Below are 17,707 nucleotides of genomic sequence, written 5' to 3'. Positions count from 1 at the left end.
ATGATCGAATACCTGCTCTTTGCAACCTTCGTCGGCCTGCTCTTCCACGGCATCCACCGGAAGATCATCGCAAGAGTCCAGGGACGGCCGGGGCCGCCGATCTGGCAGGAGATCCTGCATACCCTGAAGTTCTCCTTCAAAGAGACCTGGGTACCGAAGACGGCAAGCCAGACCCTCTTTGTCGCGGTAGTCTTTGTGGCTATCGGCATCTGGAGCGCAGCCCTCTTTGTCCTCCTCTCCGGGGGAAGCCTCCTCCTCCTCTTTGCGGTCTATCTCCTCCACAAGATCGTGGAGCACGGGACCGGCCTCTCCTCGGGCTCGCCCTACGCGAAGTTCGGGGCCATCCGGTCGGTCATATCGGCAGCCTCGGAGCTGCCGCTCCTCGCCACCGTCGCCGTGATCTACCTCTTTACCGGCTCGCTCTCGATCGCGGAGATCGCGGCCTACCAGCAGGTCCACGGCCCGCTCCTCTTCACCGCGGCGTTCCCGGCGGCCGTGGCGCTGTATCTCGTGATCCTCTCTAAGATGCATTACGGCCCGTTCTCGATCATCGAGGCAAAAGAGATCGTGAGCGGAAACATGACCGAGCACTTCGGAGTCTGGCGCGCCGGGCTTGAGGTGGGGTTCGCTCTCAAGACCTACGTGCTCCTCTACGCGTTCGTCCTCCTCTTCGTCGGAGCTCTGCCGCTGGGTCTCACGTTACTCCTGATGCTCCTAATCCTCGTCTCGCTCTCGTTCGTCTGTGCGGTCTCTCCGATGCTCTCGCCCTACGACACGGTTACCATACAGAGTCTCGTGACGGGCGCGCTCGTCATCTACATCATAGTCCTCGGGGTGATCATGGGATGAGTAGGATACGCCTTCTCCTCACGGCAGGAGCGGCCTTCTACGTGGCGGTCTTCCTCGCCCAGGCCGCCCAGAACTGGAGCGTGGCCGACCAGACACTCGCGGGTGTGGTCCTGCTCGTCATCGCCACGGCGCTTACCCTGGTTCACGACGAACTCGCTCTGAAACGCTACGAGATGGGGCTGCTCTGGGTGATGGTGCTCGGATTCCTCGCCTACGCGATAGCGCATAGTTTCGGGGTGCTCGCATGAAGTTCCTCTACGAAAAAGACCTCCGTCAGATGAAGTACACCATCCTCACGAGCACGCGGCATGACGAGACCGTCCGGGCGATTGCAGAGCGTCTCGGGGTGAAGGACGCGAAACTCCGGAGGGTGCTGATCCAGAACTTCGATATGGCCCTGCTCGAGAACCTCGAGTCCCGGTGGGAGATGGGACTTGAGTACGCGGACAAGGGCGATGCGGTCGCAAAAGAACTCGGGTGCGAACTCTTCACCCGATTCATACCCCTTGTGGATACAGAGAGAATGCAGGAAATTTACAACGATACACAAGCGATGATAGAGAACGGATCCTTCGATGAGGCCGTCGCAAGAGGCCGAGAACGGATCCGGGAGGCGATCCTCTCATGAGGAATATTCTCCAGGAGATCAAGAATGTCGTCCGCTCGAGGTCGATCCACGTCAGTTACGTCGACGTCGGGTCGTGCAACGGCTGCGACATCGAGGTGCTCGCCTGCCTTGCACCCCGCTACGATATCGAACAATACGGTATCTACGTCCACAACAACCCGAGAGAGGCCGATGTTCTCCTGGTTATCGGCTCTGTAACCCCGCAATGGGTAGACAAACTTCGTGATATCTGGGATAAGATCCCGGAGCCGAAAGTGGCTGTTGCCATCGGGAATTGTCCGATCTCCGGGTGTGTCTATGCCCGAAAGGGTAGCTTAACTTCACCACCCGTCGAGAACTATATACCAATTGCGGCATCGGTGCCGGGCTGCCCGCCCCGCCCGACAGAGATCCTCTCCGCCATACTCTCGGTTGCGCCGCTGATATTCAAAGACTACGAGGAGAAGCAGCGATGAAGAAGACCGTCGACGTATCCATACCCCTCGGCCCGATGCATCCGTGCTGGAAAGAGCCCGCCCGCATCAAGTGCGAGACGGCGGGCGAACGGGTGCTCAGGGCCGAGGTCGAACTCGGATACATGAAGAAAGGGATCGAGCGGATCATGAGGGGGCGGCCCTGGCAGGAGGTGATGTTCCTTGCGGAGCGCGTCTGCGGGATCTGCTCGGTCATCCATAACATGGTCTTCATCGAGACGATGGAGAAGATCAGCGAGATCACGGTTCCGCCGCGGGCGGCTTACCTCCGGGTCATCGCAAACGAGCTCGACCGGATGGCAAGCCACATCCTCGCGAACTTCTCCTACTGCTACACGATCGAGCACGAGACGCTCGCGATGTACCTCTTGAATACCCGGGAGACGGTGCTTGACAACCTGGAACGGCTGACGGGCTCGCGGATCAACACCGCCTACATGATCCCGGGCGGGGTCCGGTTCGACCTCCTGCCGGAGGACGCCGAGCGGATGCTTGCCGACCTCGCGAAGGTGGAGGACGAGGTGAAGCGGTATACCAGGATCTTCGAGACCGGGCCGCTGATCGCGCTCCGGAGCAAAGGAATAGGGTTCATGAGCCGCGAGGAGGCCATCCGGGCCCACACCGTCGGCCCCACGGCCCGGGCGAGCGGCGTCGAGGACTGCGACCTGCGCCTCCGGCACCCGACCTACCGGGAACTCGGGTTTACGCAGATAACCCGGACCGAGGGCGACAACTTCGCCCGGGTCATGGTCAGGTTCCAGGAGATCGTCCAGAGCATCGACCTGATCCGGAAGTGCATACGCGAGCTCCCAAAAGGTCCCATCCGGGGCGGCGGCCTCTGCAAGGCAGGTTCCGCCTCGCACAGCGGCGAAGCACCCCGGGGCGAGCTCGTCTACACCATCAAGACCGACGAATACGGCCGGGTGCTCGACATCGCCATCAGAACGCCCTCGATCATGAACATCGAGGCCTGCGCCCACTCGATGATCATCAATGCCACCTCGATTGCCGATGTGACGTCGACGTTCATCAGCAGCGACCCCTGTATCGCGTGCAACGAGAGGTGAGGAGATGCGATCGATCGTCTACTACGTGCGGGAGTTCCTCCGGCCTGAATGGGTGAAGAAGTTCTTCTTCGCAAAGACTGCGCCGCTCGAGACCCCGTCTTACTTCAAGGGCTACCCGACCCGGACAGAGAAGGAGTGCACGGGCTGTTTCTCCTGCATGATGATCTGCCCCGCACCCGATGCCATAGCGGTTCTCCGCCGGCAGGACCAATGGGAGCCGGAGGTCTACCCCGGTCACTGCATCCGGTGCGGCCTCTGCGTCGAGGCGTGTCCTGAAGGCGTCCTTGCGAGCGGGCGGATCCTCGATATCGCCCGGCGTGACGGGACGGCGTTCTCCTCGTGGTATCACCTCGAGGTCGACGATACCCTCTGCATGCGGTGCGGGAACTGCTGTGTCTCCTGCCCGGTCAACCGACAGATCGATCTCCAACTTGCAGCGACGGGGACGTCCGCGAGCGACGAGGTTATCATGCGAATTGAGGGCGGACGGGTGAGAATCCTCCACGAGGAGAAGTGCACGGGGTGTAAGACCTGCGAGACACACTGCCCGAACTCTGCGATCCGGGTCGCCCGGATGGTCGAAGGAGTGCAGGAGGAGGCGGAAGTATGATCTTTCTCATGAACACCGGGCGGACGGTGAACCAGGGCGTGACCGTCGAGAACAAGACATCAGCCGAATACGCGGCGGAGACATCCACCTGCTTCATGCACGAGTTCGATATGATGGAACTCGGGCTCGATGACGGGGATGCTGTCCGGGTGACCGGTCCCTGTGGGTCTGTTGTCATGAGGGCGGTCGCGTCGCCCGACGTGGAGGCAGGAACCGTCTTTGTCCCGTATGGACCGTATGCAAACCACATCATCTCTGCCGAGACCCACTCCACCGGGATGCCGGATTTCAAGTCGCACCGGGTGGAGATCGAACCGACGGATGAAGAGCCGAAGACGGTTCATGAACTGATGGAAGAACTGGGAGGTCTCGCTTATGATCGTTAAGGATGCGGTCTGCCCCTTCTGCGGATGTCTCTGCGACGACATCGAGGTTGAAGTGGAGGGGGACCGTGTCGTCGCCGTCACGAACGCCTGCGAACTCGGGACAAAGAAGTTCATGGGCGAAAAGAGGCTGAAAAACCCCATCATGCGCGATGGAAAGACCTGGAAGGATATCACCTACGATGAGGCCGTCCGGTATGCCACCGATATGCTTCTTGCGGCAGAGCGCCCGCTCCTGTATGGGTGGAGCGGCACGCATGGGGAGGCGCAGTGCGTGGGGGTGCATATGGCCGAACTCGTCCGGGGCGTCATCGACAATACCTCCTCGGTCTGCCACGGTCCGTCGATCCTCGCCATCCAGGAAGTCGGGCACCCGGGCTGCACCCTTGGGGTGGTGAAGAACCGGGCAGATCTGGTGGTCTACTGGGGCGCAAACCCTATCGATGCCCATCCCCGCCATCTCTCCCGCTACACGCGCTACGCGGAGGGCTTCTTCCTTGAGAACGCCTTCCGCGACCGGAAGGTGATCGTCGTCGACGTCAGGAAGACCGAGACCGCGGAGATCGCCGACGAATTCGTGCGTATCAAGCCCGGTGGGGACTACGCGGTTCTCTCGGCGCTCCGTGCGATCGTCCGCGGAAAGACCGAGACGATCCCGCGGACGGTCGCGGGCGTCACCCGGGAGCAACTCATCCGGGTAGCGAACCTCTGCAAGTCCGCAAAGTTCGGGGCAGTCTACTTCGGGCTCGGGATCACGATGACCCGCGGGAAGTACAAGAACATCCGAAACGCCATCGAACTCGTCTCGGAACTCAACCGGCACACGAAGTTCACCATCTCGGCGATGCGGGGCCACTACAACGTCTACGGGTCGAACGAAGTGAACACCTGGATGACCGGCTACCCCTTCGGAATCGATTTCTCCCGGGGAATCGCCTTCTACAACCCCGGGGAGACGACGGCCGTGGACATCCTGGCCCGGAAAGAGTGCGACGCGGCGCTGATCGTCGGGAGCGACCCGGCCGCCCACTTCCCGCGGAAGTGCCTCGAGCACCTCGCGGAGATCCCGGTGGTCCAGCTCGATCCCTACCCGAATGCCACGACCGCGTTCTGCAACGTCCAGATCCCCGTTGCGGTGACCGGGATCGATGCTGAAGGGACGGCTTACCGGATGGACGGGGTGCCCATCCGGACGAGGAAGGTCATCTCCACCGTCTACCCCTCTGATCGGGAGGTCCTCTTAAAGATGTACACGCTGATGCAGGAGGCGAGAGCGCGATGAGCGAACTCCTCGTAAAGAACGCCTGCGTGATCGATCCGCTCCGGGGGATCAACGCCGAAGTGATGGATATCGCCATCCGCGACGGCAGGATCGTCGAGGAGGTGAGCGATGCGGCGGAGGTGATCGATGCCCGCGGGATGCTCACCCTGCCAGGCGGGATTGACTCGCACACCCACGTCTGCGGGACGAAGGTGAACTTCGGGCGCTACATGAGCCCGGAAGATATGCGGGCCGGAAGGACGCCCCGGCACGGACCGATGCACGCCACCTCCGGCTACAGCGTCCCGACCACCTACGGCAACAGTTACCGCTACAGCGTGATGGGCTACACCACCCTGCTCGAGGGCGCTATGGCGCCGCTCGAGGCCCGGCACACCCACGAGGAGTTTACCTACACGCCGCTGCAGGACATGATGGCAAACACCCTCTTCGACGGAAATTGGGCGATCATGGAGGCGATCCGGGACGGCGACGTAAAACGGGTCGCGGCCATCATCGCCTGGACGCTCCGGGCGGTCAAGGGGTTTGCCGTCAAGCTCACGAATCCCGGCGGCACCGAGGCCTGGCAGTGGGGCAAGAACGTCACGTGCATCCGTGATCCGGTGCCGTATTTTGAGGTGACGCCTGCGGAGATCATCCGGTCGGTCATCGAGGCGAACGAACTCCTCCACCTCCCGCACTCAGTCCATCTCCACTGCAACAACCTGGGGACGCCGGGGAACTACACCTGCACGCTCGGTTCGCTCGGGCTCGTCCCAGACCTGAATCCGAAAAGGCAGACGCTGTATGCGACGCACGTCCAGTACCATGCCTACGGCGGTTCGGACTGGAAGGACTTCTGCTCGAAGAGCGAGCCCATTGCAAACTTTGTCAACATGCGCCCGCAGATCGTCATCGACATGGGGCAGATCCTATTTGGCCGAACGACGACGATGACCGCCGACGGGCCGATGGAGTTCAACCTCTACCGCCTCCACCACGACAAGTGGAGCAACCACGACGTGGAGCTCGAGACCGGCTCAGGGATCATCCCGGTCGTCTACCGGCGCAAGAACCTGGTCAATTCGATCATGTGGGCGATCGGCCTCGAACTCGCGCTCCTCACCAAGAGCCCGTGGCAGTGCCTGCTCACGACGGATAACCCGAACGGCGCTCCGTTCGTCCGATATCCGGAGATCATTGCTCTCCTGATGAGCAAGAAGTACCGCGATGCCGAGTTCGCGACGGTCCACCCGGAGACCGAGTCACGGGTGCCCCTCCCGGCGATCGAGCGGGAACTCGACTGGTACGAGATCGCGGTGATGACCCGGGCCGGCCAGGCGAAGGCGCTCGGTATTCAGGATATCGGGAAAGGGCATCTCGCTCCGGGGGCCTACGCCGACGTCGCCATCTATCCGATCCGGATCGATGAGGTCGATCCTGCGGTCGATTATCAGAAGGTGATCGAGGCGTTCAGCCAGACCGAGTACACCATTAAGCGGGGCAGGGTCGTCGCCCGGAGGGGCGAGTGCGTGGTCGATGGGAGCAACGCAACGTTCTGGGTTAAACCGAAGGTCTCCGAGGCCTATGATATGGAGAAGGACCAGGAGTTCGTCGAGAATTTCAATCGCTACTACACCGTCCGGATGCGAAACTACCCCGTGCAGGAGGAGTACCTGAACCGGAACCGGTGCATTGAGACGGAGACGGAGATATGAAGGTCACACTTGCGATGAAACCTGCTGCAAAGTCGTTCATTCCCATCGAGGCGGAGGCGATCGTCCCAAAGAACTTCCTATCAGGCACCGATCTTTCTGTCTGGCGAGGGAACCGGGAGCTTGGACTTAACGAGGTCTTCACGGTCTCGGTGGAGGGCGATGCCGACCGGGCGGAAGACGTCGAGGTTGTCATATCTGGGGCTGATACGTTCCGCTTAAAGAGGATCGGCGAGTACATGGACGGCGGGAAGATCACGGTCCTCGGCAATATCGGGATGCACTGCGGCAACTTCATGAGCGGCGGAACGATCGAGATCCACGGCAACGCCGACGGCTGGCTCGGGCGGGAGATGACGGGCGGGACCATCATCTGCCGGGGCGACGCCGCCGACTACTGCGCGTCGGGGTATCGCGGCGGCAGAAAGGGGATGACCGGCGGAACCGTGGAGGTCTTCGGCCGTGCCGGTGATTTCCTCGCAGAGCATATCGCCGGGGGCACGGTGATCGTGCACGGCGATGCCGGGGATATGGCCGGAGCGGAGATGCACGGCGGCACGGTGATTGTTCATGGAAATTGCAGCCGTCCCGGTGCGAACATGAAAGAAGGGTCCTGTTACGTCTATGGAACCGCACAGGAGATGCTCCCTACCTTTAAAAAGGTCGGCGTGGTTCAGCACGAAGGACGGACGCTTATCCACTTTACCGGGGATATAGCAAACCGGGGAAAAGGAAATCTTTTTGTGAAGGACTTCAAATATCTGGACTGATGGTCAGGCATGAGTGTGGGTTCGAGGCCCCGATTCACTGTAAGAAATGCGGAAGGCCTCTGACATACAACGAGCGTACGGGGCTTTACTGTTCGCACTGCGGTAGAAGAGTGAGTATACTCTGTCCCGGTTGCGGGCATCTCTGGTGATCAGGTCCGGTTTTTCACCCATCTGGCGTATTGGGTCCGCAACTGCTGGATATCCTGATCCGTCAAGTCTTTTTTCCCGGTCCGGTGCAGATACGCCTCGAGCTGCTTCACCACCTGCTCTGCATCCAAAAAGTCATCTGCATCCAGGTAAACGGGCACCTGTCCTACGTTGATCGCCTCACCACACATCGGACAGAGCCTCCAGCGCTGATAGCGATCCACATAGGTGAAGGTTCGGCAACCCGGGCAGCGGATGACGAGGTACATGGTTAATGGGAGTGTGCGGGTGGCGGGATTTATAATTATCCATCCGGAGTTTTCTGATGCCACAATGAATCCATGTAGTGATCGGCGAAGGTTTTTAGTTGCAGCATTTTGCCAAGGACGGGGCAGGAGCACCGCCCGGTGCAGTGGACCGGGGGGCAATCGCCATATGGGGGAGGGTTTCAGGGGAGTGCGACGCTCTGAAAGAGCGGAGCTTGAGAAACTCGATGAGTTTCGAGGAACGACGGGCGGAACGCCCGGAGTTCAAGCACCGCTAGGTGCGGGGGGAGCATCCCCCCTCCCCTGTCTCCACGGAGTGATAGATCTCTGTAACCCCCACCACCCGCGCTTCGCGCTCCTCCCGACCCCTAAAGGGGGCGGGCAGTCGTGGCGATACCCCCACGAAATCCGTGCCAGGCAAACCGAAGATCAAGTGTGAGTGGACTGGTGCGAGTTGGGTCTCTCCTCCGTCATCTCTCAATATTCTTGCCCTCTCACCCACCCCGCGGCTTAAGATCCCTCACCGCCGGACCGTGGATCACCTTCCCGTCGGGATCGTAGCGGGAACCATGGCAGGGGCAGTCCCAGGTCTCTTCGGCGCTGTTCCAGGCGACGATGCACCCGAGATGGCTGCAGGTGGGATTGACCGCGTGGACCCGCCCCTCGTGGTCTCGAAAGATCCCGGTCTTCTCGCCCTCGATCATCAGGATTCTCCCCTCGCCGGGTGCAACGTCCCGGAGATCCCCGGCCGGCCGGGATATCACGCCGCCGATGTATCTCTCGGCCACCTCGATGTTATGGACGAGGAACCGCCGGGCCGATGCTGCGGGCTTGAACCGGTCGGGGGCATAGACTTCCGCCCAGGGGTTCGCGCGCCCCAGGATCATATCGGCAAGGATCATCGCGGCCGCGGTGCCGTTGGTCATCCCCCACTTCCGGAATCCGGTCGCGATGTAGACGTTCTCGTGGCCGTCGGCGAGCGGTCCGATGTACGGGACGCCGTCGATGGTGATGTAGTCCTGCGTTGACCAGCGGTAGTCGACGGACCGTATCGGGTAGACCGACCGTGCGTAGGCCTCAAGGTCGCGGTAGTGCCTCCGTGTGTCCACCTGCTCGCCGGTCCGGTGCTCCATGCCGCCGACGAGCACGAGTTCACCCCCTTCGGCGGGCTGTGAGCGCCATGAGTGGACCGGCCCATCGGCGTTGATGAACATTCCCTCCGGGAACGGCTCGTCGATCCGGGCCCCGATTACGTAGGAGCGCGAGGGCTCCATCCGGGCAAAGTAGAACCCGGGGCTGTCGTAGAAGGGGTAGTGGGTCGCAAGGACCACCGCCCGGGACGTGATAATCCCGTTCTCCGTCCGGATCGCACACCATCCGCCGCCGTCCTGGACCTCGAGCGCCCGGGTCTTCTCAAAGATCCGGCTCCCGTCGCCCGGAATCAGGGAAGCAAGGTACAGGAGGTATCTTAATGGATGGAACTGCGCCTGGTCTGAGAACCGTACCGCCCCGTAGGTTCTGGCCGGCAACGGGACGTCCTCCACAAACGTCGCCGGAAGGCCGAGGCTTCGTGCCGCATCCGCTTCCGCCGCGACCAGATCACGCTCCTCTTCAGACTCCGCATAGGTGTAGGCCGGTTTCCTGACAAAGTCGCAGGGGATATCGTATTCCCGGACAAACGATGCTATCGTATCGATCGCCGCCTGGTTCGCGTCGGCATACTGCTTCGCCTGGCTGCTCCCGAACCGATCGATGAGCTCGGCATAGATGAGCCGGTGGAGCGACGTGATCTTTGCCGTCGTGCGGCCCGTCACCCCCCGGGCGATCCGGTCCGCCTCGATCACGGTGACCATGTAGCCTGCCCGCTTGAGCAGGAGGGCGGTGGTGATCCCGACAATCCCGCCGCCGATCACCGCGACATCGGTCTCCAGATCCCCCGACAGAGGGGGATGAGATGTCTGCGCCGTAGTGGCCATCCAGAACGACTCGTGCCTGCCCGGCAGGCTATATCCCGTACCCGGTCTATACTCCATACGTCAAGCCTCCTTTCGTCCACCGCCCCCGAATCCCAACGGTGGGCGTCACCATTGTGCCGGGTACATATAACTCCTTCCGCAATTGAATCGTCCCGGCCTTACTTCCGCACAACCTCTTTTTCCTTTAGATCCCTCACTGTCGGGCTCTCGATCACTCTGCCGTCGGCGCCATAGCGTGAACCATGGCAGGGACAGTCCCAGGACCTCTCCGCGTTGTTCCAGGCGACGGTGCAGCCCATGTGCATGCAGGTCGGGTCCAGGGTATGGACTTTGCCGTGCTCGTCCCGAAAGAGTGCAATCTTTTCTTCGTCGATCTCGACGACCTTACCCTCTCCGGGCGGAATCGCCTCGGTCTCGCGGTCGATGCGATTTGCGTCGATCTCGATCGCTCCCCCTGCAGCCGCGAGCCTCTTTTTCACCTTCTCCGGGAACTCCGGCTGGTCCTGGAACCGGAGAGGGTCGAAGACCTCCGCCCAGGGGTTCGTGCGGCCCAGGATCAGGTCGGCAAGGATCATCCCCGCTGCGGTCCCGGCAGCCATCCCCCACTTCTGAAACCCCGTCGCGACAAAGACGCGGTCGTGGCCGGCGGCAAGGCGGCCGATATAGGGAACGCGATCGAGGGTGATGTAGTCCTGTGCCGACCAGCGGTAATCGACGGATGCCACCGGGTAGATCGCCCGGGCATAGGTCTCGAGATTGCGATAGTGCGCCCGGGTGTCGGTCACCGTCCCGCTGTCATGTGCAACACCCGTAACGATGACGAGATCCCCGTCTTCAGTGGGCTGCGACCGCCAGGAGTGGACCGGATCTCCTGCATTGATGAAGATCCCGTTCGGAAACGGCTCATCGATACGGATACCGAGCGCGTAGGACCGTGAGGCGTGCATCCGGGCAAAGTATGCGCCGGGACGGTCGTAAATGGGGTAGTGCGTAGCGAGGACAGCATAGTCTGAGGAGAGCGAGCCCCGGTCGGTCTTCACGTTGACGCCTCCAGCCCGCTCCTCGATATCGAGGGCTCGCGTCATCTCAAAGACATAACTCCCCTCCCCCGGGAGGTGCCCGGCGAGCAGCAGGAGGTAGTTGCGTGGATGGAACTGTGCCTGGTCCTCGAAGACTACCGCCCCGTGCGTCCGCCCGGGAAGCGGCACCTCATCGGTGAACGCAGCAGGAAGACCGAGGCTTCGTGCCGCATCCGCCTCGGCCGCGACCAGATCCCGCTCCTCCTCAAACTCCGCGTAGGTGTAGGCCGGCTTTCGCTCGAAGCTGCAGGGGATGTTGTAATCCCGGACGAGGGATGCGACCATCTCGATCCCGGCCTGGTTTGCATCGCCGTATTGTTTTGCTTTCTTACTCCCGAACCGGTCGATCAGGTATCTGTAGACAAGCCGGTGAAGCGACGTGATCTTTGCGGTCGTATGACCTGTGGTGCCCGTGGCAATACGGTAAGCATCGAGGAGGGCGACCGTCAATCCCGCCTGTTTGAGCAGAAACGCCGTGGTGATTCCAGCAATGCCGCCGCCGATCACCGCAACATCAACGCGCCCTTCGCCGTCAAGGGGTGGAAACGCCGTTTCCGGCGAGGTCGCCATCCAGTACGACTCGTGCCTGCCCGGCAGGTCGCCCCGAGATCCTGATATCTCTACCATATGGGCCTCCTCGCTGGTGGGTGCCGCGACACCCATATAACGGTTGTGCAGGATTGAACAGGGGGGCCCGGGCACCTGGTGCCGGGGGCGAAAGGAGAGGAATTTGCCGCTATGCATAAGAGTGATCGCGAGGAGGGGGAGGGCGATCAGGATGAACGCGATCCACACAATCGACGACTATGAGCCGTTTATCGGGAAAGAGGCCGTGCGCCGTATCAAGGCGAAGGCACGACCGCTCCACGACCTTCATGTCATGCACATGAACTCCACGTACTACGGCGGCGGGGTCTCGCAGATCCTTGCATCCCTGACGCTTCTGATGAACAGTCTCGGCATAGAGACCGGGTGGCGCGTCGTTCACGGCCCCCCGGACTTCTTCAGCGTGACAAAGAAGTTTCATAACGCCCTCCAGGGGGCCGAGATCAACCTGACCGACCGCAAGAAGGAGATTTACGAGCGTGTCGTCTACGAGAACGCGGTGCGCAACCACCTCGACCACGACGTGGTCTTCGTCCACGACCCCCAGCCTCTCCCGTTGATCACCCACTACCGGAAGAAGAGCCCCTGGGTATGGCGCTGCCACCTTGACCTGACTGCGCCGAACCGGGAGGTCTGGAACTACCTCGTCCCGTTCATAGAGAAGTACGACGCCATCGTCCTCTCCTGCGGAGAGTACCGCCTGGATCTCAAGAGACCGCAGGTCTTCTTCACGCCCGGGATCGACCCCTTCTCCATCGTGAACCGGGAACTCTCGGAGAGCGCCATTGACGAGCGCCTCGAACATTACGGTATCCCGACAGATCTCCCTCTGGTTGTGCAGATCTCACGGTTCGATCACTGGAAGGACCCTGTGGGGGTTATCAAGGCGTTTGAGATGGCGCGAAAAGAGGAGGAGTGCACCCTGGTTCTTGTCGGGAACGTTGCGACCGACGATCCGGAGGGGGCCGAGGTCTACCGATCGCTTCTCGCCCACCGTAGCGAGCGGGTCATCGTGATGAGCGTCCAGGACGGAGCACTTGTGAACGCACTCCAGCGGCGGGCGGCGGTCGTCCTGCAAAAGTCCCTCCGGGAGGGGTTCGGGCTGACAGTATCGGAGGCGATGTGGAAGGGTGCAGCGGTGATCGGGGGGAACGTCGGCGGCATCCGCTACCAGATTCGCGATGGAGAGACCGGGTTTCTGGTCTCCTCGGTCGATGAGGCGGCAAAGAGGATCGTTCAGCTGCTCCGCGACCCTGATCTCCGCAAGCAACTTGGGCACGCAGCGCGCGAGAGGGTGCGGGAGAACTTCCTCATCACCCGGACCGTCGAGCAGTACCTCGACCTGATTGCCTCGTTCGAACCGGAGTTCCGGCTGAAGCAGGACGTGGGGCTGCCCTGCGGGTGATCGTGGTCGCACCGCAGGTGTCTCTCCTTTTCGCGAACCTCTGCTCCAGACGGCCGGTTGCTCTTCCAGTATCGAGCACCAGCGGTGCGCGTTCCCGCGGGTCACGGCCACCAGGCTTTCCCCTTGTCTCGTCCATTTGTGCCTGTTGCACCGCGAAGGCCCCTGATCGTTTCCGAATCGTCAGTGCTCGCGCCTTCGGGGATCATGCCCCGAACGCTCTCCTCCTCTCGAGGATGCGTTGCGCCCCTTCCCGGGGCGAATAATCCCAAAATCCCGCGTCATCCTCCGCAAGAGAACCCGAGCCTTTTTCTGGAAGTGAAGACGATCACTGATCCATGAATTCCATGGATATCCAGGTAATCGGAGTTTTGGGCCTCCCCCTGATACAGCAGGGCGACGACCTGCCTGCCCTGATCTGTGAACGGGTCGCGTTTCAGGATGGGGATATCCTCGCCGTCGCCTCATCGGTCTACTCAAAGTCAAAAGGTTTCACCCGGGACCTCGCCACGATCACCCCCGGTGCGGACGCGGTGCGGATCGCGGAAAAGACCAAGGAAGATCCCCGCTTTGTCCAGGCGGTGCTGGACTCGTCCGCCGATATCCTGCTTGAGTACCCGTTCATCCTATCGGAGTTACCTTCCGGCCATATCGGCGTGCGGGCGGGTGTCGACCACAGCAACGTTGAAGACGGCCGGATCATCATTCTCCCGCCCGATCCCATGGGGGCGGCTGCCGAGATCAGGGACTCTATCCGCCGCATCACCGGCAAAAATGTCCGGGTGCTCATCACCGACACCTGCGGTCGGTCGTTTAGGCGCGGCCAGACCGGCATTGCTATCGGGTGGGCAGGGATGACTGCGATCAACGATTACCGGGGCGACACCGATCTCTTCGGCCATGTCCTTGAGATCACCGAGGAAGCAGTGGTCGATGAGATAGCAGCCTTCGCAAACTTCGTCATGGGCGAGAGCCACCAGGGAGTCCCTGCGGTGGTCTTTAGAAACTGCCGGACCTGGACCGGACACGATACCGTCTACTTCACGCCCGAGCAGGATATCATCAGGGCGGCACTGAAGAGCAAAAAGGATTAGAAGAGGGCATTGAGAACAAAGACTGCCACTCCGGTCACGATGGTCACAGCGATCACCGCTTTCGGGCTGATATGGATGGCCCGGTGGTCTTCGCTGTCATAGTAGTTGACCAGGCCGGCAGAGGATACCAGTCTCCCGCCAGATTTTTTCGCCATACTGAAATATTCTCCCTCGCAATATATAAAACAAAGGTCCAAGATGCAGGAAACCAGATCATACGTCGTCACCGGTCGGGCACTCCTTGGTGAAGAACTCAGGGAAGAAGATGTGAGTATCACCGTCTCGGACGGTATCATAACCTCGATAGAACCCCTTTCCCGGAGACCGGATCGCTGGATCGTGCCCGCCCTCTTCAACGCTCATACCCACCTCGGCGACACCGTGGCGATGGATCTCCCCGCTCATGGGAGCCTCGCAGACCTCGTCAAACCCCCAAACGGCTTAAAACACAGGATCCTTGCAGCAACCCCACGGGATGACCTCGTTCGGGCAATGCGTTCGAGCATGATAACGATGATCGCAGCCGGAACGGCCGGATTTGCTGACTTTCGAGAGGGAGGGATCGAAGGAGTCGCGGCGCTGCGGGAGGCCGCCGCAGGGCTCTGTTGCCGCCCCGTCATCCTCGGCCGCGAAGGAGGGGAACTGGTGAGCGACGGTGCGGGCATCAGCAGCGTCCACGATATCAAGAATGCCGAAGAGGTCGTCAGGAATGCACGAGCCGCAGGGAAACTCGTCGCCTTTCATGCCGGGGAGAAGAACCAGAACGACATCGATGATGCACTCGCGTTTGAACCCGACCTCCTTGTCCATTGCACCCATGCTACAGACGCACAACTCCGGCAAATCGTCGATATGGGAATTCCCATCGCCGTCTGCCCGCGATCAAACTGGCTGCTCGGCGTCGCAGCATCGTCGGCCCACCCGCCGATCAAGCGTATCCTCGAACTCGGCGGCAGGTTCCTCCTCGGGACGGATAATGTCATGTTCGTCCAGCCGGACCTCTTTTCGGAGATGGCATTCACAGCGACAATCTACCGCGCGCCCCCAGAAGAGATCCTTCGCGCCGCCGTTGCAGGGGCTCAACTCGCCGGAAACAGCGGATATATCGAGGAAAGGCAAAAAGCATCATTTATCGTCATCGATCCGGCAAAGGGGAACCTCTCCTTCAGCAAAGACATCAGGGCAACAGTTGTAAAACGGTTGAATCCATCATTCATTTGCCAAAACGTTTTAACCATGCAGTAGAAAAACACTTAAGAAGTATCTGTTCTGCGTGGTGTGTATGTTCCGTAAGGTACTTGTTGCAATAGATGGTTCCGAACCAGCCAACCGGGCTTTGCAGGAAGCTCTCGATGATGCGGTTGGTCGGGACACCGATGTTCATGCCGTCTACGTTGTCGAATCCGGGCTCTTTTCATCCCTTCCCATGGACAACACACTCGAGATTATCTATAGTGTTTTGCAGAAGGAAGGCGAGGATATCCTCAAATCCGCTCGAAAGAAGGCCGATGAAGTGGGTGTTTCGCTTACCACTCATCTTCGGCAGGGGCATGCTGGGTCACAGATTATCTCTCTCGCCGAAGAACTCGGTGCCGACCGCATCTTCCTCGGTTCCTACGGTAAGAGCGGCGTCGATCGCCTCCTGCTTGGCAGCGTGACCGAGTACGTTGTGCGCAACAGTCCCATAACGACAACGGTGGTGAGATCATAACCTCTTCGCAGCAGATGCTTGTTCGGGACTTCATGGTCACCGACGTCGTCTGTGTCGAGATTCCCGGAAACCGGGACGATGTCCTGCGGATCTTAAAGCGCACGGGCATAAGCGGTGTGCCGGTCTTAAAAGACGGTGAACTCGTCGGCATCATCACCCGAAAAGATCTCCTCCGGAAAACAGATGAGACCCAGCTTGGGCTCCTGATGACACCTGACCCGATCGTCATCGGGCCTGATGCATCAATCTCTGAGGCGGCCAGTCTGATGGTGCATCACAACATAAGAAGGCTCCCGGTCGTGGAAGATGGGTCAATGGTCGGGCTCATCAGCGTGGCCGACCTCATCGGTGCTATTGCTCAGATGCGCCTGAACATACCGATCAAGGACAACTACGTCAGCAAGACCTATGCCCTCTGGGAAGAGACCCCCCTCTCGCTTGTCGGACGAATCCTTGAGATCTCCGGTTATGACGCCATTCCCATCCTGATGGAAGACGGCACGCTGACCGGTATCATATCGGAACGGGACCTCATCAGACATACTCGTATCGAGGACGGCGTCGAGGTCAGCGATTTCTCGAACGGTACGGATGACGATGAGTGGACCTGGGAGAGTATCCGGGATATGCACACCATCAGTTACGGTATCTCAAGGATCCAGTTGCTCCCAATCCCGGTGAAGAATGCAATGGTCAAGAACGTTCTTGCCGTCCCCTTAAACTCCGAGGTCAGTGAGTGCGCATTAAAGATGAAGCGCGCCCGAGTCGACCAGCTCCCGGTAGTCAATGGAAACAAGCGGCTTATCGCCATGCTCTTCGATCGGGAGTTGATCAAAGTCCTGCTGCCCGAGCAACAGGGGTTACGAAAGAATTAAGGGGCAACATTCATATAACATATAGATGCTTATCATATCGTGCCAAAAATTCGGCACGACGATAAATTTATGTTTTATGGTATCGCTATACGCATAACCGCTTTTGAGCGTGATAAAGCGTTTTAATGGTTTTAGGGGTGCTTCAATGCTTGATATTTCCCAGGAGATTATGAAGGGCACAACCACGGTAGGACTGATCTTTGATAACGGAGTCGTCCTTGCCACTGAGATGCGTGCGACGATGGGGAACATGATCGCGAGCAAGCGTGCCAAGAAGATATACCAGATCACGCCGAGGATCGGTATGACCACTGCCGGCGGCGTCGGCGACGCGCAACAACTCGTCCGAATCATGCAGGTCGAGTGCAACCTCTTTGAGATGCGCCGTGGAAAGACCATGTCGGTCGGTGCAGCATCTACCCTGCTCTCGAACTACTTGAACCAGAATCGCTACTATCCCTACTATGTCCAGCTCTTGGTAGGCGGATTCGATAATGAGGGACCGAGCATCTACTCCGTTGATGCCATGGGCGGGGCAACCAAGGAAGAGGAGATCGTCGCCACCGGTTCCGGGTCTCCCTTTGCCTACGGCGTGCTCGAAGATCAGTACCATGCCGATATGAAAGAGGATGAGGCGCGAGACCTCGCCCTTCGCGCTGTCCGATCAGCGATGCGCCGTGACTCCGCGTCGGGGGAGGATATTATGCTCGTCGTGATCACGAAGGACAAATACGAAGAACATATAGAAAGCGGGGTGCAGAGACCCTCGGTAGCCCGCTCGACAACCTGACATTT

Annotated in this window: 20 protein-coding genes; 16 read left to right on the top strand and 4 right to left on the bottom strand. The window is 60.1% G+C overall.

The genetic code is table 11. The features are described from left to right. From MCUTH_RS00760 to MCUTH_RS00715, 10 genes are read left to right on the top strand one after another with little or no spacing between them, the layout of a single operon-like run. A complete protein-coding gene (locus tag MCUTH_RS00760) occupies nt 1–849 on the top strand; it encodes a respiratory chain complex I subunit 1 family protein (RefSeq protein WP_066954077.1) in 849 nt (282 codons plus the stop codon). Continuing rightward, the gene (locus MCUTH_RS00755) at nt 846–1,097 is read left to right on the top strand and encodes a hypothetical protein (protein WP_066954074.1); all 252 of its coding nucleotides are present in this window, start codon (nt 846–848) and stop codon (nt 1,095–1,097) included. The genes MCUTH_RS00760 and MCUTH_RS00755 overlap by 4 nt, the downstream gene beginning before the upstream one ends. Continuing rightward, entirely contained in the window at nt 1,094–1,477 is a 384-nt protein-coding gene (locus MCUTH_RS00750; protein WP_066954071.1) for a DUF1959 family protein, read from the top strand. Before MCUTH_RS00755 ends, MCUTH_RS00750 begins: the two co-directional genes overlap by 4 nt. Beyond that, a complete protein-coding gene (locus MCUTH_RS00745; protein WP_066954068.1) occupies nt 1,474–1,932 on the top strand; it encodes an NADH-quinone oxidoreductase subunit B family protein in 459 nt (152 codons plus the stop codon). Before MCUTH_RS00750 ends, MCUTH_RS00745 begins: the two co-directional genes overlap by 4 nt. Further along, the gene (locus MCUTH_RS00740) at nt 1,929–3,017 is read left to right on the top strand and encodes a hydrogenase large subunit (protein WP_066954065.1); all 1,089 of its coding nucleotides are present in this window, start codon (nt 1,929–1,931) and stop codon (nt 3,015–3,017) included. Before MCUTH_RS00745 ends, MCUTH_RS00740 begins: the two co-directional genes overlap by 4 nt. A gap of 4 nt (nt 3,018–3,021) precedes the next feature. After that, nucleotides 3,022–3,627, top strand: a complete 606-nt coding sequence (locus tag MCUTH_RS00735; RefSeq protein ID WP_066954062.1) for a 4Fe-4S binding protein — start codon at nt 3,022–3,024, stop codon at nt 3,625–3,627. Then, nucleotides 3,624–4,013: a molybdopterin dinucleotide binding domain-containing protein gene (locus MCUTH_RS00730; RefSeq protein WP_066954060.1), complete on the top strand. Its 390-nt coding sequence runs from the start codon at nt 3,624–3,626 to the stop codon at nt 4,011–4,013. The genes MCUTH_RS00735 and MCUTH_RS00730 overlap by 4 nt, the downstream gene beginning before the upstream one ends. Next, nucleotides 4,003–5,292 (top strand): formylmethanofuran dehydrogenase subunit B, encoded by a 1,290-nt coding sequence (locus MCUTH_RS00725; RefSeq protein WP_066954057.1) that lies wholly within the window; start codon nt 4,003–4,005, stop codon nt 5,290–5,292. Before MCUTH_RS00730 ends, MCUTH_RS00725 begins: the two co-directional genes overlap by 11 nt. After that, the gene (locus MCUTH_RS00720; protein ID WP_066954054.1) at nt 5,289–6,989 is read left to right on the top strand and encodes a formylmethanofuran dehydrogenase subunit A; all 1,701 of its coding nucleotides are present in this window, start codon (nt 5,289–5,291) and stop codon (nt 6,987–6,989) included. Before MCUTH_RS00725 ends, MCUTH_RS00720 begins: the two co-directional genes overlap by 4 nt. Next, complete coding sequence (locus MCUTH_RS00715; protein ID WP_066954051.1) at nt 6,986–7,756, top strand: formylmethanofuran dehydrogenase subunit C; 771 nt, start codon at nt 6,986–6,988, stop codon at nt 7,754–7,756. The genes MCUTH_RS00720 and MCUTH_RS00715 overlap by 4 nt, the downstream gene beginning before the upstream one ends. Nucleotides 7,757–7,905: 149 nt before the next feature. Here the strand turns inward: MCUTH_RS00715 and MCUTH_RS00710 are convergent, their stop codons facing one another. From MCUTH_RS00710 to MCUTH_RS00700, 3 genes are all read right to left on the bottom strand, one after another. Next, nucleotides 7,906–8,172, bottom strand: a complete 267-nt coding sequence (locus MCUTH_RS00710) for a DUF1922 domain-containing protein (RefSeq protein WP_066954048.1) — start codon at nt 8,170–8,172, stop codon at nt 7,906–7,908. A 491-nt stretch (nt 8,173–8,663) separates the two neighbouring features. Beyond that, on the bottom strand, nt 8,664–10,202 hold the full coding sequence (locus MCUTH_RS00705) for an FAD-dependent oxidoreductase (protein ID WP_066954045.1): 1,539 nt from the start codon (nt 10,200–10,202) through the stop codon (nt 8,664–8,666). 101 nt (nt 10,203–10,303) lie between these two features. Next, on the bottom strand, nt 10,304–11,851 hold the full coding sequence (locus MCUTH_RS00700) for an FAD-dependent oxidoreductase (RefSeq protein ID WP_066954670.1): 1,548 nt from the start codon (nt 11,849–11,851) through the stop codon (nt 10,304–10,306). A 151-nt stretch (nt 11,852–12,002) separates the two neighbouring features. Between MCUTH_RS00700 and MCUTH_RS00695 the strand changes: the two genes are divergently transcribed. Together MCUTH_RS00695 and MCUTH_RS00690 are read left to right on the top strand one after the other, a co-directional pair. Further along, nucleotides 12,003–13,235, top strand: coding sequence for a glycosyltransferase (locus MCUTH_RS00695; RefSeq protein ID WP_066954042.1), 1,233 nt, complete (start codon nt 12,003–12,005; stop codon nt 13,233–13,235). A 344-nt stretch (nt 13,236–13,579) separates the two neighbouring features. Next, nucleotides 13,580–14,326, top strand: a complete 747-nt coding sequence (locus MCUTH_RS00690) for a coenzyme F420-0:L-glutamate ligase (protein ID WP_066954039.1) — start codon at nt 13,580–13,582, stop codon at nt 14,324–14,326. Here MCUTH_RS00690 and MCUTH_RS00685 read toward each other — a convergent pair. Further along, a complete protein-coding gene (locus MCUTH_RS00685) occupies nt 14,323–14,481 on the bottom strand; it encodes a preprotein translocase subunit Sec61beta (protein WP_066954036.1) in 159 nt (52 codons plus the stop codon). The two genes, MCUTH_RS00690 and MCUTH_RS00685, sit on opposite strands and share 4 nt — an antisense overlap. Before the next feature lie 43 nt (nt 14,482–14,524). On the opposite strand from MCUTH_RS00685, the gene MCUTH_RS00680 reads away from it, so the two are divergent. The 4 genes from MCUTH_RS00680 to psmB all read left to right on the top strand — a co-directional run bounded on the left by MCUTH_RS00680 (nt 14,525) and on the right by psmB (nt 17,702). Next, nucleotides 14,525–15,571 carry an amidohydrolase family protein gene (locus tag MCUTH_RS00680; RefSeq protein WP_066954033.1) on the top strand — a complete coding sequence of 349 codons (1,047 nt, stop codon included), beginning with the start codon at nt 14,525–14,527 and terminating at the stop codon, nt 15,569–15,571. A gap of 37 nt (nt 15,572–15,608) precedes the next feature. After that, the gene (locus tag MCUTH_RS00675; protein WP_066954029.1) at nt 15,609–16,037 is read left to right on the top strand and encodes a universal stress protein; all 429 of its coding nucleotides are present in this window, start codon (nt 15,609–15,611) and stop codon (nt 16,035–16,037) included. Between the two features lie 14 nt (nt 16,038–16,051). Continuing rightward, entirely contained in the window at nt 16,052–16,912 is an 861-nt protein-coding gene (locus MCUTH_RS00670; RefSeq protein WP_066954026.1) for a CBS domain-containing protein, read from the top strand. 145 nt (nt 16,913–17,057) lie between these two features. Continuing rightward, nucleotides 17,058–17,702 carry an archaeal proteasome endopeptidase complex subunit beta gene (gene psmB, locus MCUTH_RS00665; protein WP_066954023.1) on the top strand — a complete coding sequence of 215 codons (645 nt, stop codon included), beginning with the start codon at nt 17,058–17,060 and terminating at the stop codon, nt 17,700–17,702. Nucleotides 17,703–17,707: the final 5 nt, after the last annotated feature.

Source organism: Methanoculleus thermophilus (assembly GCF_001571405.1).
GTDB classification, from domain to species: Archaea; Halobacteriota; Methanomicrobia; order Methanomicrobiales; family Methanoculleaceae; genus Methanoculleus; species Methanoculleus thermophilus.
Note: the sequence above shows the minus strand (reverse complement) of the source record. Positions and strands in the feature narration are given on the sequence as shown.

Excerpts from the sequence above, each read along its gene's own strand:
- MCUTH_RS00760 (WP_066954077.1), top strand. The coding sequence starts at position 1 with ATGATCGAATACCTGCTCTTTGCAACCTTCGTCGGCCTGCTCTTCCAC.
- MCUTH_RS00755 (WP_066954074.1), top strand. The coding sequence starts at position 846 with ATGAGTAGGATACGCCTTCTCCTCACGGCAGGAGCGGCCTTCTACGTG.
- MCUTH_RS00750 (WP_066954071.1), top strand. The coding sequence starts at position 1,094 with ATGAAGTTCCTCTACGAAAAAGACCTCCGTCAGATGAAGTACACCATC.
- MCUTH_RS00745 (WP_066954068.1), top strand. The coding sequence starts at position 1,474 with ATGAGGAATATTCTCCAGGAGATCAAGAATGTCGTCCGCTCGAGGTCG.
- MCUTH_RS00740 (WP_066954065.1), top strand. The coding sequence starts at position 1,929 with ATGAAGAAGACCGTCGACGTATCCATACCCCTCGGCCCGATGCATCCG.
- MCUTH_RS00735 (WP_066954062.1), top strand. The coding sequence starts at position 3,022 with ATGCGATCGATCGTCTACTACGTGCGGGAGTTCCTCCGGCCTGAATGG.
- MCUTH_RS00730 (WP_066954060.1), top strand. The coding sequence starts at position 3,624 with ATGATCTTTCTCATGAACACCGGGCGGACGGTGAACCAGGGCGTGACC.
- MCUTH_RS00725 (WP_066954057.1), top strand. The coding sequence starts at position 4,003 with ATGATCGTTAAGGATGCGGTCTGCCCCTTCTGCGGATGTCTCTGCGAC.
- MCUTH_RS00720 (WP_066954054.1), top strand. The coding sequence starts at position 5,289 with ATGAGCGAACTCCTCGTAAAGAACGCCTGCGTGATCGATCCGCTCCGG.
- MCUTH_RS00715 (WP_066954051.1), top strand. The coding sequence starts at position 6,986 with ATGAAGGTCACACTTGCGATGAAACCTGCTGCAAAGTCGTTCATTCCC.
- MCUTH_RS00710 (WP_066954048.1), bottom strand. The coding sequence starts at position 8,172 with ATGTACCTCGTCATCCGCTGCCCGGGTTGCCGAACCTTCACCTATGTG.
- MCUTH_RS00705 (WP_066954045.1), bottom strand. The coding sequence starts at position 10,202 with ATGGAGTATAGACCGGGTACGGGATATAGCCTGCCGGGCAGGCACGAG.
- MCUTH_RS00700 (WP_066954670.1), bottom strand. The coding sequence starts at position 11,851 with ATGGTAGAGATATCAGGATCTCGGGGCGACCTGCCGGGCAGGCACGAG.
- MCUTH_RS00695 (WP_066954042.1), top strand. The coding sequence starts at position 12,003 with ATGAACGCGATCCACACAATCGACGACTATGAGCCGTTTATCGGGAAA.
- MCUTH_RS00690 (WP_066954039.1), top strand. The coding sequence starts at position 13,580 with ATGGATATCCAGGTAATCGGAGTTTTGGGCCTCCCCCTGATACAGCAG.
- MCUTH_RS00685 (WP_066954036.1), bottom strand. The coding sequence starts at position 14,481 with ATGGCGAAAAAATCTGGCGGGAGACTGGTATCCTCTGCCGGCCTGGTC.
- MCUTH_RS00680 (WP_066954033.1), top strand. The coding sequence starts at position 14,525 with ATGCAGGAAACCAGATCATACGTCGTCACCGGTCGGGCACTCCTTGGT.
- MCUTH_RS00675 (WP_066954029.1), top strand. The coding sequence starts at position 15,609 with ATGTTCCGTAAGGTACTTGTTGCAATAGATGGTTCCGAACCAGCCAAC.
- MCUTH_RS00670 (WP_066954026.1), top strand. The coding sequence starts at position 16,052 with ATGCTTGTTCGGGACTTCATGGTCACCGACGTCGTCTGTGTCGAGATT.
- psmB (WP_066954023.1), top strand. The coding sequence starts at position 17,058 with ATGCTTGATATTTCCCAGGAGATTATGAAGGGCACAACCACGGTAGGA.